The sequence below is a fragment of the Pseudomonas sp. FME51 genome (genome assembly GCF_014897305.1).
On record NZ_JABUYN010000006.1, the window covers coordinates 65,883 to 81,625 of the forward strand.

The 15,743-nt window shown below is 58.6% G+C and carries 10 protein-coding genes; 7 read left to right on the forward strand and 3 right to left on the reverse strand.

Annotation, left to right across the window (positions count from 1 at the left end; genetic code table 11):
• Positions 1–115: 115 nt before the first annotated feature.
• The 3 genes from INT39_RS12185 (at position 116) to INT39_RS12195 (ending at position 2,370) form a co-directional block, all read left to right on the forward strand.
• Positions 116–883: a TSUP family transporter gene (locus tag INT39_RS12185; RefSeq protein WP_193074201.1), complete on the forward strand. Its 768-nt coding sequence runs from the start codon at positions 116–118 to the stop codon at positions 881–883.
• A gap of 77 nt (positions 884–960) precedes the next feature.
• Complete coding sequence (locus tag INT39_RS12190; protein ID WP_193074202.1) at positions 961–1,734, forward strand: hypothetical protein; 774 nt, start codon at positions 961–963, stop codon at positions 1,732–1,734.
• 63 nt (positions 1,735–1,797) lie between these two features.
• The gene (locus tag INT39_RS12195) at positions 1,798–2,370 is read left to right on the forward strand and encodes a Smr/MutS family protein (RefSeq protein WP_193074203.1); all 573 of its coding nucleotides are present in this window, start codon (positions 1,798–1,800) and stop codon (positions 2,368–2,370) included.
• A gap of 198 nt (positions 2,371–2,568) precedes the next feature.
• Here the strand turns inward: INT39_RS12195 and mnmH are convergent, their stop codons facing one another.
• From mnmH to INT39_RS12210, 3 genes are read right to left on the reverse strand one after another with little or no spacing between them, the layout of a single operon-like run.
• Positions 2,569–3,672: a tRNA 2-selenouridine(34) synthase MnmH gene (gene mnmH, locus INT39_RS12200; RefSeq protein ID WP_193074204.1), complete on the reverse strand. Its 1,104-nt coding sequence runs from the start codon at positions 3,670–3,672 to the stop codon at positions 2,569–2,571.
• Complete coding sequence (gene selD / locus INT39_RS12205) at positions 3,672–4,709, reverse strand: selenide, water dikinase SelD (RefSeq protein ID WP_193074205.1); 1,038 nt, start codon at positions 4,707–4,709, stop codon at positions 3,672–3,674. Before selD ends, mnmH begins: the two co-directional genes overlap by 1 nt.
• 60 nt (positions 4,710–4,769) lie before the next feature.
• Positions 4,770–5,774, reverse strand: a complete 1,005-nt coding sequence (locus tag INT39_RS12210; protein ID WP_193074206.1) for a patatin-like phospholipase family protein — start codon at positions 5,772–5,774, stop codon at positions 4,770–4,772.
• Between the two features lie 120 nt (positions 5,775–5,894).
• Here INT39_RS12210 and INT39_RS12215 point away from each other — a divergent pair, with 120 nt between their 5' ends.
• From INT39_RS12215 to INT39_RS12230, 4 genes are all read left to right on the forward strand, one after another.
• Positions 5,895–8,303 carry a penicillin acylase family protein gene (locus INT39_RS12215; RefSeq protein ID WP_193074207.1) on the forward strand — a complete coding sequence of 803 codons (2,409 nt, stop codon included), beginning with the start codon at positions 5,895–5,897 and terminating at the stop codon, positions 8,301–8,303.
• Between the two features lie 150 nt (positions 8,304–8,453).
• Positions 8,454–10,526, forward strand: coding sequence for a type VI secretion system tip protein VgrG (locus tag INT39_RS12220; RefSeq protein ID WP_193074208.1), 2,073 nt, complete (start codon positions 8,454–8,456; stop codon positions 10,524–10,526).
• A complete protein-coding gene (locus tag INT39_RS12225; RefSeq protein ID WP_193074209.1) occupies positions 10,523–11,323 on the forward strand; it encodes a DUF4123 domain-containing protein in 801 nt (266 codons plus the stop codon). Before INT39_RS12220 ends, INT39_RS12225 begins: the two co-directional genes overlap by 4 nt.
• The gene (locus tag INT39_RS12230; RefSeq protein WP_193074210.1) at positions 11,320–15,357 is read left to right on the forward strand and encodes a toxin VasX; all 4,038 of its coding nucleotides are present in this window, start codon (positions 11,320–11,322) and stop codon (positions 15,355–15,357) included. The genes INT39_RS12225 and INT39_RS12230 overlap by 4 nt, the downstream gene beginning before the upstream one ends.
• Positions 15,358–15,743: the final 386 nt, after the last annotated feature.

Sequence of the window (15,743 nt, forward strand, 5' to 3'; positions counted from 1 at the left end):
TCCAATTTCAGATAAATGAAAGGCCAGCAGTATAACGCCCGACCGGTACGGGTGACAGCCTGAGATGGTGACGGTAGTCTTGGCGATCGAAAACCCCATAAAGCGAAGCCGTTTGATGCAAGCATTGCTGGACCTTCTGCTGCCCGCGGCACTGCCGCCGCTGACCAGCGCTGCGCTGATAGCCATTTCGGCGATCACTTCGGCGATTACCGCATCGCTGGGTATTGGTGGTGGCGTGCTTCTGCTGGCGATCATGGCCACCGTCATGCCACCAACCGCCATCATTCCGGTGCACGGCATGGTGCAGCTGGGCTCGAACCTCGGCCGTGCGGCCATGACTATCCGCCATATCAACTTGCGTCTGATTCTCTGGTTTACGCCCGGCGTCCTGCTTGGCGCCTGGCTCGGCAGCCTGTTTCTGGTCGATCTGCCGTTGTCGCTGGTGCAACTGTGCATTGCCGGCTTCATCTTGCTGTTGTGCTGGGGGCCGCCGATTCCGGCGATCGCCACCGGACCTGTCGGCACATTGCTCGCGGCTGGGATAACCACCTTTATCAGTTTGTTCGTGGGCGCTACCGGCCCGCTGGTAGCGGCCTTCGTCAAACAGCAGCAGAAAGGTGAACGTTTTTCGACAGTCGCCACCTTCGCCACCGCCATGTGCCTGCAGCATGCCCCGAAAGCTGTGATCTATGGCGCGGCGGGATTTGTATTTGCTGATTGGCTCGGGTTGATACTGATGATGATCACCGCTGGCGCAGCGGGCACCTGGCTGGGCCTGAGGCTGCTCAGACGTCTGACTGACAGCAGGTTCACGCTGGTTTTCAATACGCTGCTGACGCTGTTAGCGCTTCGCCTGATCTGGCAGGCTGCCGGCAATCTCTAGGAAGAGCCGGCGAAGACAGCTCAAGATCGTCGATAGTCTGCCGATAACGGAATATACAGGCAGGAAATGACACTCCCATGAACGAAGAGCATATTCATCCAGAGGTACCCGAGTCGCCCTCCGGGCGCGACCCCTTTGCCCATGCTCGGCCTTCGGAGTTCTACTGGATTCAGCTCAAGCCGGTGTTCAAGGGCAGGCTGATGCTGCATGGCGAGCGTCTGGTGCAGATAGCGGTGACCCGCGAGCGCGTGGCGCAGTTGGAGCTGGTTCGTCTGCAAGTCAGAATTGAAGACGAAACCGTCCCTCCCGATACCAATTTCATGGAAGTGCTGATCGATCACCGCAACCAACGGGTGCGATTCGGGCCGCTGCAGGGCGTGCGGATATTTCCGCCGCAGCGCGGGCTTGCGGGCTTCATGCTGGCTCAGCTGATCGAATGGTGTCAGCGCCATTGCGGTGATTATGCGGTGACGCCGATCATGCTGCACCGCGCCGAGGTGCCCAGCGAAGAAGCTCGGCAGATACGCGAACGTCTGCTCAAGCGCGCCGGCTTTCATCAGTCTTACAGCGACGAAGGGCGAACCGAGGGCAAGGCTCAGGCCAACCGCGTCAGCGATCTTGTTGCCAGCTGGAACGTTGAGCAGGTACAACCGCTGCATATCGCTGATACCCTGCGACAACTGCGCGAGCAGGAAACACTGAATCGTCAGCAACAGGCCCAGCTTACGTCATTGCAGGCCAGATTGGACGAGTACAGACGTAATGATGTCGGCCATCGCTTCGCCATTGGCTGCCTGATCGTATTTTCCATTTTCCAGGCGTTGATGCTGCTGTGGGTGGTGTTGCGCTGATCGGCACTGCGCTATCTGGTAGACTGCCCGCCTGTTCAATCAAATCCGAATCAAGCTCCGACCATGACCCAGGACACCAACGAACCGGATGATCTGGAGCTGTTCCGCCAGGCCATCAAGGGCGCCCGGCCGATCACCACTGATCGCGCCGATACCGGCAAGCCGCGCAGCGACCGCGCACAATTGCAGACCCTGCGCCAGCGCGCGGTTCAGCCGCAACATCGCACGCGAGTAGATGGTCTCTCTGATCATTTCGTTATTGATGTGGCTCCCGAAGAGGAGCTCGCCTGGACTGCCAACGGCGTGCAGGAAGGCCAGCTGCGCAAGCTGAAAACCGGTCAGATTCCCTTTGATGGCAGCATCGATCTGCATGGCATGACCGTGGAAAAAGCCCGCGAGCTGTTGTGGGAATTCCTTGCCGAGGCCACCTCGCTGGAGGTGCGCTGTGTGCGCGTCACCCACGGCAAGGCGCAACGCAAGGATGGTCGCACACCCATCCTCAAGAGCCACGTCAACACCTGGCTGCGTCAGCATCCGAAGGTGCTGGGTTTCACCTCCTGCATACCGCGCCACGGGGGTACCGGGTCGGTGTATGTGTTATTGCGGCGGGAGATGCTCGAGGGGCGGGATGATTAGGGCTTTCGTGCTGAAGAGCGTGATACGAGTGCTTTCGCTATTTGCGTAGGGCAGCGCTGGCCGCCAGGGTCAGACCGACACGCTGTGAATACATCCATGTAAGCTCATTGATGCCATCCCTGGCATCAAACGGTCGGTCTGACCCTGACGGCCAACCCTACCCTGTGGTTCCGAGTCTCTGATGGAAAACCGGTAACCTTATTGCCGGCGTGTCTCACTCAAATACCCAATCACCGCCTCTTTGTCCCCTGCAAACACAATCCGCTCTTCCTTGGCTTCGCGCTGATAGGCGTACATGGGATCGTAGTAATCACGCAGCAGTCCCTCGATCCACCCCCGGTGCGTCTGTACATCACCGCTGTGCTGCTGGAAGTCCAGCGCCTGGCGCATAAGCTCGTCAAGCTCCTGGAACCGCTCTCCTCCCAGCCGCTTGCGGATACGCAACAGGCTGCCTTGGAGGTATTGCGAAAACGCCTGGAATGCCAGCTCGGGGTCTTCAGCGTGTTGCACGGCGAACTCGGCGCGCATGTCGATCACGTAATCTTCAAGGATGCGTGTCACGCGGTTTTCCAGCGTGTCATCCAACCAGATCAAAGGCGCGTCCTGCATGGCCCGGAACAATTCCAGCGGCACAGTGCAACTGCCCACCATACGGCCTTCGTCTTCCAGCACCAGCGCATTTGCACCCTGCCTCCGGACCTTGAGCGCTTCGATTGCCAGGCGGTTCTCGAAGTCGATCTGGCCAGGTTGAGGTGTGGCGTGACGCCCGAAGCTGGAGCCACGATGGTGCGCGTGACCTTCCAGATCAAGGCTGCTATCCAGTGCTGCAATAACTTCGGTCTTGCCGGTGCCGGTCAGACCCGCGACCAGACGTAACGGGCAGTCACGCACGATTTCTTCAAGGCTATCGATGAGGAAGCGGCGCATGGCCTTGTAGCCACCAATCACCCGCGGATATTGCACACCGACTTCGGCCAGCCATTGCTGCACCAGCTGCGAGCGCAGGCCACCGCGAAAGCAATACAGGTAGCCGTTCGGATTGGCTTCGACGAAGGCTTTCCAGGCGGCTACACGGGCGTCTTTCAGGTCGCCATTGACCAATTCATGACCCAGCGTGATTGCAGCCGCCTGCCCCTGTTCCTTGTAACAGGTACCGACCTTGCGGCGCTCCTCGTCATCCATCAACGGATGATTGACGACCTCCGGGAAGGCACCCTTGCTGAATTCGATCGGTGCCCGCACATCCATCATCGGCACACCCCTCAGAAACAGGCTGCGGTAGTCGTCAGTGTTTTCGCGCATCAGACAGCTTCGACCCAAGGGCCGCCCTGATGTTCGAGTAATTCACCGATCGGCTGCAGGGCCAGACCTTCTTCTTGCGCAACCTTGAGGAATGCCTGCTCGCTGGCCGGATCAACCGCGACCAGCAGGCCACCACTGGTCTGCGGATCGCACAGCAAACTGCGCCAGTGTTCCGGCATGTCTGCCAATTTATGACCGTAGCTGGCAAAGTTTCGAGCAGTGCCGCCGGGGATGCAGCCGGCCGCCAGGTAATGTTCGACACCGGGCAGTCGCGGCACGGCAGATTCGCTCACTCGCGCCAGGACTCCCGAACCTTCGGCCATCTCCGCCAGGTGACCAAGCAGACCAAAGCCGGTGACATCGGTCATCGCCTGCACCGCATCCAGCTGTGCGAAGCGAGCGCCGACTCGGTTGAGCTGACACATCAGGTCGCGAGCAACGCCGGCATCCTCGGGACGTAGTTTTTTCTGCTTTTCGGCGGTGGTGAAAATACCGATGCCCAGTGGCTTGGTCAGATACAGGCGTGCCCCGGCTTTGGCAGTATCGTTACGCTTCAGTTGGCTGCGGGTAACCTGTCCGGTCACCGCCAGCCCGAATATGGGTTCAGGCGCATCGATGGAATGACCGCCAGCCAATGGCATGCCGGCGTCGGCGCACACCGCACGGGCACCCGCCATGACCTGAGCCGCGACTGACGCAGGCAGCAGGTTTACAGGCCAGCCGAGAATGGCGATGGCCATCAAGGGCGTGCCACCCATGGCATAGATATCGCTGATGGCATTGGTGGCGGCGATTCGGCCGAAGTCATAGGCATCATCGACGATGGGCATGAAGAAATCAGTGGTGCTGACAATACCCCGTTCGTCATCCAGCCCGAACACGGCGGCGTCATCGCGGCTGCCGTTACCGACCCAGAGCTGCGGATAGTCGGGCGTCGGCAGGTTGCAGGCGAGGATCTCATCCAGTACCTGGGGGGAAATTTTGCAACCACAGCCCGCTCCGTGGCTGTACTCGGTCAAACGCACTGCATCGGTCATGAGGGTCTCCGCTGTGAAACTCAGGGCGGCATTCTAACAGTCTGATCTTCGCTACGCTGGTCAAACCATCGGCTTGTTCTTCTCGAACCGATCAAGTGTATCGCTGGCCACCATACGGCCCAGCTCGATCAACTCGGGCGCACGCTGAAACTCGAAAAAGCGACACAATTTTTTGGGCACATCAAAGATCACATCCGGTGGGTAGCCCGCAATCTTGTACTTGGTCAGTGATGCCTGCATGGTTTCAAAGGACAGGTTGACCAGCTCCAGCATGCTTGCCGGCCCGATCTGGATATCAGCCTGCACTGGCTGTGCCTCATCTTCCTGGCGGTTCGCTGCTGCCTCTGCGGGTGATATTTCCTCGGTCAGGTATTCCAGTTGGCCCTGGGGGTCACCCTCTTCCTCTTCATTGCCCTTATGCAGCAGATTGCGCCAGCTCAGTGTTTCCATCCATTGATCCCATTGCTGGCGGATCGGCGCGGGGCGCTCGATGACAGGTAACGCATAGCCATTGGTGTGATTGGAGTTGAGGTTGACGGCCATGATCAGGTCGCAGTGTGCCGAGACCACCGGGATGATCGGCAGCGGATTCAGCAACCCGCCATCCACGAGCACCCTGCTACCCTGACGCACCGGGGAAAACAGACTGGGAATCGCGGCCGAAGCGCGCATGGCCTGCTGCAGGCTGCCCTGCTGGAACCACACTTCCTGCTGGTTGGTCAGGTCGGTGGCCACCGCCGTGAAGGGAATGCGCAGGTCTTCGATATTCACGTCACCGACAATTTCATGTATCCGCGAGAAAATCCGCTCGCCGCGGATGGCGCCGAGATTGCCGAAGCCGAAATCCAGCAGGCGCAACACATCAAGATAGGCCAGTCCAGAAACCCAGTCCCGGTAGGCCTGCAAGCCACCTGCGGCGTAGACACCACCGATCACCGCTCCCATCGAACAGCCGGCCACGCATTCGATTGAGTAACCGCGCCGCTCGATTTCCTCGATCACACCGATATGGGCATAACCCCTTGCGCCCCCGCTACCGAGGACCAGCGCTACACTTTGCGCCATATTTGCTTCTCCATATTGAATCCCGATTGACGCCGGGCTGCGCTCTCAGCATGATGCTTCGCTCAAGAACCATTCTCCGTTACAAGGCCAACCGTGATCCAGCCTCGCACCCTTTTTCGCTTGAAAATTATTGCCGCCCTGCTCGTTATCGCCATTGCTCTGGCGGCTCTCGGCCATTGGGTTCTGCACAGCGCCGAAGCACAGCGCAGCGGCACCTTACGCCTGAAAGGCCTGCAACAGGAAGTGTCGGTTTATTTCGATGCCTGGGGTGTGCCACACATCGATGCCCAGAACGATGACGATGCTTATCGCGCTCTCGGCTACCTGCATGCGCAGGATCGCTTGTTCCAGATGGACATTCTGCGACGTATCGGCGGTGGTCGCCTGTCCGAACTGTTCGGCCAGGAAAGTTACGCCACCGACAGATTCTTCCGCGGCCTGGGTATCAGCCGTCATGCCCGCCAGTATGCCGCGCAGCTGGAGCAGAACGCCGATCAACCCCACGTGAAGCTGATCAAGGCTTACCAGGACGGTATCAACCAATATATTGATCAGGGCCGCACTCCCGTGGAGTACCGTGCGCTGCTGACGCAACCGGATTATTTCTCTACTGCGGATATCGCCCACATCATGGGCTACACGGCCTATTCATTGGCCGAAGCCTTCCGCACCGATGCCCTCGTGGATCATGTGCGCGGCACACTTGGCGAGCGCCATGTTCAGGATCTGGTGCCGGGTGCTCCCCAGAGCTTGCCGCCGCGCCCCTCCGGCAACCCCATGAGCGTCGATGTGCTCCAGCCGCTGCTCGATCAGGTCGCCGAGGTACAGCGGCAGTTGCCGGCCGGGCAGTTTCAGGGTAGCAACGCCTGGGCCATCAGAGGCGCCCTGAGCGCCAGCGGCCGGCCCCTGCTGGCCAACGACCCGCATATCGGCTTTGCCGTGCCGGCAGTATGGTACGAAGCACATATCCGCACACCACAACATGAGGTCTATGGCCACTTCCTCGCCGGTCTGCCTTTTCCACTGCTGGGCCAGACCCGTCATCACGCTTGGGGGTTGACCATGCTGATGAACGATGAAATCGACTTCTACCGCGAACGGGTGAATCCGGACAACCCGGAGCAGGTACGGGCCGGCGATCGCTGGCAGAAGCTGACCGTGCATGAAGAAGTGATCAAGGTGCGCGGCCAGGAAGATCGCCTGGTGCGCCTGCGCAGTTCACGCCACGGCCCCATCATCAATGATCATCTGGCCAGCGCGACGGAAGATAGCAGTACGCCACCCCAGCCGGTCAGCCTGTTGTGGACATTCCTGACCCCCGGCAGCGATTCCACCGAGGCCTTCTATCGCTACTCCCGCGCCACCAATATGGCTGAGTTCGAGGCCGCTGCCGCGTTGCACTGGTCGCCGGGGCTGAATGTCATCTATGCCGATGTCGACGATAACATCGCCATGTGGGCGACCGGTCGCCTGAAACGCTGGCCCAACAGCAACAACAGTTTCAGCTTGCTCGATGGCAGCAATCGCCGTGACGACTTCCTTGGCTATCAGCCCTTCAGCGCCAACCCCAGGCTGATCAATCCTGCCTCCGGCTTCATCTACAGCGCCAACAACCCCTATCCGGAGAGCAGCGTACGCCGCATCCTGCCGGGTTATTACGCCCCAGCGGAACGGGCCGAGCGCCTGGCTGAACTGTTGAAAAGCCGGGACAGTCTCGACTTTTCCGTTTTCAAGGCCATGCAGCTGGACAGCCAGCGGCCCCACGCCGTCGCGATGGTTCAGGACGCCCTGCCATTATTCGACAGCCAGTTGTTGGAGCAAAATCTGCGCCCCACAGCCGAGCAGGCCCGGCAGATCCTCGCCGACTGGGACGGCCGCTTCACACCCGATAGCATCGGCGCCGTGCTGTTTCAGCGCTGGGAGGACAACCTGATGGAAGCGCTGTTCGCCGATGAGCTCGGCGACCGCTACCTGCATTTCCGCGACACCTTCATGGCCCGCAAAACCCTAGCCAGCCTGTTCTGGAAACCCGCCTCGCCCTGGTGGGACAACCGCCAGCAGCCGATCATGGACGGCCGCCAGTCTGCCATCGAGCAAGCCTGGATCCGCACCATCGAGGGGCTGACCGAGCAATTGGGCATGGCACCCGAGGAATGGACCTGGGGCACCGTCGCAAGTCTGCAGCACAAGCACCCGCTGGCAGACAGGATTCCCTTTGCCGGGCGACTCAACAGCGCTCGGGTAACGGTCACCGGTACCGATGGCAGCATGAACAACATGGCATTCAAGCGGGGTGGCGACCATTACGAGGTGGAAGCCGGTCCCTCGACCCGCCGGCTGATCGACCTGGGCAATCTCGAATCGGCACTGGGCATCAACCCCCTGGGCCAATCCGGTAACCCCTTCGATCCCCATTACGACGATCAGGCCCAGCTGTTCGCCCAGGGCAACTATCGCGCCCACCTGTTCGACTGGCTGGGTATTCGCGCCCTGCCCGACCACCTCACCCTGCGCCCACGGCGTAAATAAAGCGACTCGTAGATAAGGCCGGAACAGCTCTGTTCCGGCCTTGAGACCGCAGTTTTGCCAACTGACTCACAACCCTGCTTGCCCAGAGAAGCCTTGCCGGCCCCGGTCTGATATAACGGCGACTTTGTTCGTCAGACAAGGGAATACAGGATGTTCGCCCCGGCCAATACTGCTCACTTCGCCCTCGCTATGCCCCACCTGGAACATGACTTCAAGGTGCTGACGTTCCAAGGCACCGAAGCCATCAGCCAGCCCTATTGCTTCGAACTGGACCTGGTCAGCGAACGTCCCGATCTGGATATCGAAAGCCTGCTGCACCAGCCGGTGTTTCTTTCGTATGCCGGCCCGGACAAAGGCGTTCACGGCCTCATTCACAGCATCGCCCAGGGCGAATCCGGCAAGCGCCTGACCCGCTACCGCATCACCCTGGTTCCCCGGCTGGCCTATCTGCAGCACGCCACCAACCAGCGAATCTTCCAGCACAAGACCGTGCCGCAGATCATCACCGAGGTACTCAAGGGTCACGGTATCTTTACCAATTCCTTCCGTTTCCAGCTGCGCGAAGAAGGCCCCGAGCGGATCTATTGCACCCAGTACGGCGAAACCGACCTGCATTTCATTCAACGCTTATGTGAAGAAGAAGGCATCCACTACCACTTCCAGCACAGCCCAGACGGACACCAACTGGTGTTCGGCGAAGACCAGACCCTCTTCCCCACATTGCCGGCAACCAAGTTCAACCAGGGCAGCGGCATGGTCGCCGACGAACCGGTCATCAAGCGCTTCAACCTGCGCCTGCAAACTCGCCCCAGTCACGTCACCCGCCGCGACTACAACTTCGAGAAGCCGCGCCTGCTGATGGAAAGCGCAGCGCAAAGCGAAGCTATGCCCGCTCTGGAAGACTACGCCTACCCCGGCCGCTTCATGCACCGCGACCGAGGCGCACACCTCGCCACAAGAGCCCTGGAAACCCACCGTGCCGACTACCGACTGGTTCACGGCGAAAGCGACCAGCCCTTATTGATCAGTGGGCATTTTCTGGCTCTGGCTGAACACCCACGAGAAGACTGGAACGACCTCTGGTTATTGACCTCGGTAATTCACGAAGGCAAGCAACCGCAAGTGCTGGAAGAGTCCGTCACCAGTGCAAATTCTGAAGAGGATTTTACCCAAGGCTACCGCAACACCTTCACCGCCACCCCGTGGGATGTGAATTTCCGTCCCCAAACAGACCACAAGAAACAAACCATCGCCGGCAGCCAATCCGCCGTCGTCAGCGGCCCCGAAACCGAAGAAATCCACTGCGACGAATACGGCCGCGTCAAAGTCCAGTTCCACTGGGACCGCCACGGCCAGGCTGACGCCAAGACCAGCTGCTGGCTAAGAGTGGCCAGCAACTGGGCCGGCGACCGCTACGGCGGCATCGCCATCCCCAGGGTAGGCATGGAAGTGCTGGTCAGCTTCCTCGAAGGCGATCCCGACCAACCCCTGATCACCGGCTGCCTGTACCACAAGACCCACCAGGTCCCGTACAACCTGCCGGAACACAAAACCAGAAGTGTCTTCAAAACCCTCAGCAGCCCCGGCGGCGACGGCTTCAACGAACTGCGCATCGAAGACAAGGCCGGCGAAGAACAGATCTTCATCCACGCCCAGCGCGACTGGGACCAGAGCATCCAGCACGACCAGACCATCCGCATCGGTAACGAACGCCACGACCGCGTCGAAGCCAACAGCTACACCGAATTACTGACCGAAGAACACCACACCACCCACGCCGATCGCAAAACCGAGCTCAAGGCCGACGATCACCTGACCGTCGCCAACACTCAGCACGTCAAGATCGGCACCGGCCAGTTCATCGAAGCCGGCAATGAAATCCACTACTACGCCGGCAACAAATTGGTCATTGACGCCGGTATGGAATTGACCGCCAAAGCCGGCGGCAGCTTTCTCAAGATCGACCCGAGCGGAGTCACGCTGGTCGGGCCGCAGGTGCGGATAAATTCGGGCGGCAGTGCGGGAAGTGGAGCGGGAGCGCGCCCGCTATTGCCAGGAGATGTTATGCCAGCCGATGTAACTGCGCCCGGCGCTCTGCTGGAACAGCGTCTGCGTGAAGACGTACCTATTGTCGAGCTGTGCCAGAAACCTCAGGGCGGCACTTCGGCGCAGTGTCCACTGAGTGACTGTCCCTGTCGAAATGCTATTGAGAGCCAGCCATGACCGGGCAGATGCAGTGGTTACTTCTCGACTTCAGGGACGACCTGCTTAAACGCTTGTATCAGCAAGATGGAGAGCTGGATCTTTACCGCCTGTTCGACAACACTGAACTAGCGAGCTACTCAGCTCAAAGTCCGGTCTTGGTTAACATTGAGTGCAGTCCTGGACTCCTCATGGCTTTCCATGAGGAACCCAAACACTGGCCTGGTTTGTTGTTACAAACATCCCAGTGCTCTGCTGAATTGCTACAACACCTCCGGCATATCCTGATCGTCAACTTCGAAGGCGAGCGCAAGGGCGTGCTGCGTTATTACAACCCACGTACCGCCAGTTATTTTTTTGTGGGTCAGCGTACCGGTCTAGCTACCTGGCTCGGCCCGATTGAGAAACTGAGCTGGTATGGCGGTACATGGCGGGATGAGGCTGAAGAAACTACGGGGCTACATACCACCACGAATCCTGTAGCTGATACCTGGCAGCCATCGACGACCCAAGAACCACTTCGCCTCACCCATGAGCAGGAGCAAGCCCTCCAATGCCAGCAGGCAGAGAACTTTCTCTATCAATGGTGGCTGGGGCAACAACCACCAGTGCCTTCCAGCCAAGCATGGATATGGCTGGAAGAAGGACAGCAGCTTGATCTGCACTCTACCAACGCGTTGACAGATTATCTGGATATACGCCGCCGATATCCACATCACCCTCTCCCCACCGGTCGCTCTGAAGCAAGTGACATAGAAAAGATCACGTATTTACGAGCTCACTTTCAGCGACATAACGACAAGGAACGTTTTTCATGAGCAACCTCTTCTCTCTTGGCGGAGGAGCAGCCTGTGAGCCGGCAAAGTTGATCATTCAGGTAGTCGGCAAGGACCATCCCGATAGCCAACGTCTTGTCATCTATGACGAACAGAACTTGCAGGAACAGGAATGGTTAACCCAACAGGACAAACCGGAAATCCAAACCAACGACACCTTCAGCAGTGTGCTGCATGTCTGGGACTGGGAAGACCAGCCCAAACGTAACCTCTGGTTGGAGATTGCCGCTGTTGACGGAATGACAATTCGTGTCCCCTTGCTGGATGCCCTGCTTCAGACTCCGCGGCAGCGTGAGCATCACATGCAGTGGAATCAGATAGTACCGATTGTACCCATGACAGCCTTGCCTGGCAGCAAAAGCGAGCAGGATCTGGGCGCACCGGTACTGTTACGCAGCGGCTATCTGTATGTGTTCTATCAAGACAAACTCTGGCGCGAACTGGAAGTACGCGTTACGGAAGACAGCACCACCTATCATGATATTGACGTCAGTCGGTATCGCCGGGCAGACGGCTTCCGCAATGGGGTGCGTCGGGCTACCGGCGTAGCACTGGAAGATATCTGGCTTCCCGCACAATGGAATAACTTCCACGAAGCAAGTGTACAAATGTGCTTCTCGGAAGTGCAACTCAATGCGGTCCGCCTACAGCGTCTGGAGCAGGATAACAGCCTGCGCCGTAGCCGCTGCCACAGACCGGATCTGCGAACCTCAAAGGATAAGCTCGAGAAACTATACAAGGACAAACCCGATGGCCTGGCCATGCTGGAGGCCTTCTCTCGATACGACTTTCACGATGCCGCGAGAAGAACGGCCGCTCTGGCGCCAACCGCAACGCGCTTGAACATTGCCCTGCATGCTTTCCCAGTAACGTTGGCCGCCCCCCAACGCACACGGGAGCCTGGATACGAATGGCTCCTGGACCATCCGGCAAGATATATCTGCGATCTGTCCGGCGCCATGCCTGCTACAGCGCTGGATCTAGCCAAAGCATTCTTGAACAGTTGTGAAAACTCTACCCCCGCGACTCCGGATTCTCTGCTGGAAACCAGCGCCCTTGCTTCCTGCCTGGATGAACACCTGGCCAATACCGAAACAGGAACTGATCGTGAACCCAGCGAGAACCCCACATCACTCTGGTCTGCCCAACCCAGCGAAGCGGATGCGTTACTGAAGGTCCGTGACCGCCAATTGACCGCGGTTCTGCTGGAGGATCCGGCTTATCGGCTGCGTCATCTCAAGCAGCGCATAGAAGAACAGCAGGAATTACTCCGAAAGTGCATACAGCGCACATCACAGCACCCACATCATGGCAGTGCTTTGTTGATACAGCAGATGGTGGTACCGCAGAGCATCGGTGGCCAGCGTAATCCGCTGCATGCCAGCCTGGCCAAAATCAACGAAAAAGGTAAGGCGGATATCAATCACTTTACCGCGATTCCGGAAAGAATGCTGGTATGGCAACATCTTTCAGCGGCGCAACAGTTGCTCAGTGCTTGCCTCGACAGCACATGCGTCCAGCAAGCGCTCGCGGATCACCTCAGCCTGGACAACTTTGAATACCTTGCCGAGCTCCACTTTGTCAGCCAGCTGATCCCTTTGCTGGTTGCTTCACCCACTCAACTGGATACTCTGGCCACCAATGGTCGCCTGACAGACGCGGTGAGCAATCAAGTAGTATTTGCACCACAGGAAACGCCAGGGCAACGGCTAGTCAGCCGGATGGCCAACGAAGCGACACATCCTCTGCACAACATGCTTTGGCCGGATGTGGAGCTGGACAGCATGATGGTTGCCTACCAGAAGCCGGCCGAACCCAATCGCGGCGATGGACGATTCCGCCCCGATGAATTGGCACAGTTCGAAAACACCGAAGCGCCTGAAAGCGAACCCGAAACTCTTAATGCAGCCATCATGGCGGGCCTGTTGCGCAGCGGGAGTCTGAGCAATGCCTTGGTTGCCAACGCCAAGGCCGGAGCCAATGCCTTGCATCAGATCCATGCCAACCTCATCGGTGCCGTTGACGCCGCGCAACGGGTACTGAATCAGGCGAGAGACACGTCAAGCGTTGCCAGTCAGGAAGTCAATCGAGCCCGTCAACAACATACCGACAGTCAAGACGAGCTAGCGCGGGCCGGTCGTGACCGTCAGGCCGCAGAACAGGCACACCGGCAGGCACAGAATACTCAACAGCGCAGCGCTGAACAGGCTCAGCAACGGACGCAGCAGTTAGGCCAGGCCCAGCAGGCGGAACAGTCTCAACGCAGCGCGCTGGCCAGCGACGCACGGACGGCAAGCCTGCGCCTGCATGGTATGGGTGTTGAGCAACTGCGGGGCATGTTGCGTGAGAGCTTTGGTGAGGCCGTGTTCATCCGTCGCGCCGCCGCCAGTGCAGGGACGCATTATCTTTTCGGCCTGGATGACCTCCCGGTAGATCAACAGCGCCCCGTACGTATGTATGGAGAATACCTCGACGGTCAAGGCAACCCGCTCGCTTCAACCAATCAGCGGATGGCAAGCCGCGCCGGACTGTCACCCGTGGCCGGAGACTACCTGGTACTGGCATTACCACGCACCCACAAGACAGCGAAGGCGGTGCGACAGCTCAATCAGGCCGTTATCGAAGTGATGCAGGCAGAACAGAGTAACAAGCTAGCCCAAAACGAGCTGGGCCGCGCCAGCGCAGTGACAAGAAGGTCGATGGCGGACACCCTCAGAGCTCGCCTGCAAGAAGCGGCACACTGGCGCAATGTTCAAACGACGCAAAGCGCGGCAAATACAGCCCAACAGAATCTGGTGCAGGCAAGAAGTGGCCTTCAGGAAGCGGCTGACAGCCTCCAGAAACAACAAGGCAACCTTTTGTTCCGTGCGCTTAATGGCAAAGTGTTTCCGGCTTCGGTGATGATATTGGAGTTGTATAACTTGGCGCTGGAGCGAGAGGGGAATGATAGAACTCTGCAAGAGAAAGGGAAGGGCCGGGCTGCGTTTGGAATGATGGGAGCTTCCTTAGACCTAATTATCGCGATGGAAGCTCTGACTTATAAAATGGCCGGAAATAATTCAGTTCTGGCTATCACCCGGGCTCCGCTGTTTATCATGCCGGAACTTAGCGCGATTCGCTGGCTCGGTGCGAAGCTGGGTGTTGAAGTAGTCCGCGACGTCACGGCGCGTCTGATTGGGCAGGCTGCGGCTGCTCTGCTCATGATTGGGATCTGTCTGTACGACGTCTGGTACGCCTGGCGCTGGAACGACGATGCCATGTGGGGTTATCTGTTGATGGCCAGCGGGGCAGCTGTGGGTGTGGTTGGCGGTTTTTTTATTGGGGGCAGCGCACTGCTTGGTCCAGCGGGCTGGGCCGCGTTACTGCTGATAGGTACCGGTGCCGGCATCGTCTATTGGCTCAGCAGCACGCCCTTGGAAGACTGGCTTGGCAACGGCCCCTTTGGTGACAACACCAAGTACCCGCATCTGCAGAACCCGGACGAGGCTTTCTATCGCCTGCTGGGGTTGTTTGCCGGCCCTACGGTCAGGATTGAAACCAACCCCCTGTATGATCCCAATGCCAAGCTGCTTGCAAACGATCCGGTGCCATATGTGGTGAAAAGTGCCAACACAGTAATCTGCATCGACACCCATCTACCAGGCCTGCTGGGTTCAAAGGAAGGCGGCAGTGTTCGTGCAGAATGTTTTCTTCACCGCATAGAAATCCCCCATATCAGAGGCTACGCACCCAGGAGAGATATTCAGACCATAGAGCCTTCCGCACAGATCACGTGGCCAGGCTCTCTGCAGCTTTTTGTCACTACACCGGCTACACGTACTCCAAACGGCGAATATACGGGCACCAGTGTGAGCTATGAATGGCACGTACGCTTTCAGGCCAGACTTGAATTGCCCGATGACACTTGGATATTTCCTGCCCCGTCGCCAAAAGCGCCACAACGCAATGCCGCCAGCCAGGCCTTCTCTGCCCAGCCGGCAATCCACTACCCAGTTACAGCCGTCCTTGAACTATGACTACGGATACTTACGCCCCCACCGCCTATCGCCCGGATCGTATCCCGCTACAGCCGCCGCCGGCTGAACGCTCATGGTTCCGACGCGCCTCCAGAGTGCATTTGTCCTGGGGTAATACCCAAGAACTGGCTCCAGCCAAATTCTTTCACAAGGACAGCCCGGAAAGGCTACGCCTGCGTGAGCAGGCTGAACGAGAGGATGCCGAGAAGAAAGCCAACGGCACCTATCAGCCGAGAATTACCGAGACTCAGGATTTCCATTATGTTCATGATCACCAGCGATACCGCTTTGCGCAGTTGTCGCTGGGTGGCCGATTCTGGACAAACTTATATCTGTTTGGGAAAGGATTTTTTTTTGTAATGATCCTCCCCACCCTGATAGGTATT

Bases quoted from the DNA above. Each gene is read 5' to 3' on its own strand.
- INT39_RS12185 (WP_193074201.1), top strand. From the start codon at position 116: ATGCAAGCATTGCTGGACCTTCTGCTGCCCGCGGCACTGCCGCCGCTG.
- INT39_RS12190 (WP_193074202.1), top strand. From the start codon at position 961: ATGAACGAAGAGCATATTCATCCAGAGGTACCCGAGTCGCCCTCCGGG.
- INT39_RS12195 (WP_193074203.1), top strand. From the start codon at position 1,798: ATGACCCAGGACACCAACGAACCGGATGATCTGGAGCTGTTCCGCCAG.
- mnmH (WP_193074204.1), bottom strand. From the start codon at position 3,672: ATGCGCGAAAACACTGACGACTACCGCAGCCTGTTTCTGAGGGGTGTG.
- selD (WP_193074205.1), bottom strand. From the start codon at position 4,709: ATGACCGATGCAGTGCGTTTGACCGAGTACAGCCACGGAGCGGGCTGT.
- INT39_RS12210 (WP_193074206.1), bottom strand. From the start codon at position 5,774: ATGGCGCAAAGTGTAGCGCTGGTCCTCGGTAGCGGGGGCGCAAGGGGT.
- INT39_RS12220 (WP_193074208.1), top strand. From the start codon at position 8,454: ATGTTCGCCCCGGCCAATACTGCTCACTTCGCCCTCGCTATGCCCCAC.
- INT39_RS12225 (WP_193074209.1), top strand. From the start codon at position 10,523: ATGACCGGGCAGATGCAGTGGTTACTTCTCGACTTCAGGGACGACCTG.
- INT39_RS12230 (WP_193074210.1), top strand. From the start codon at position 11,320: ATGAGCAACCTCTTCTCTCTTGGCGGAGGAGCAGCCTGTGAGCCGGCA.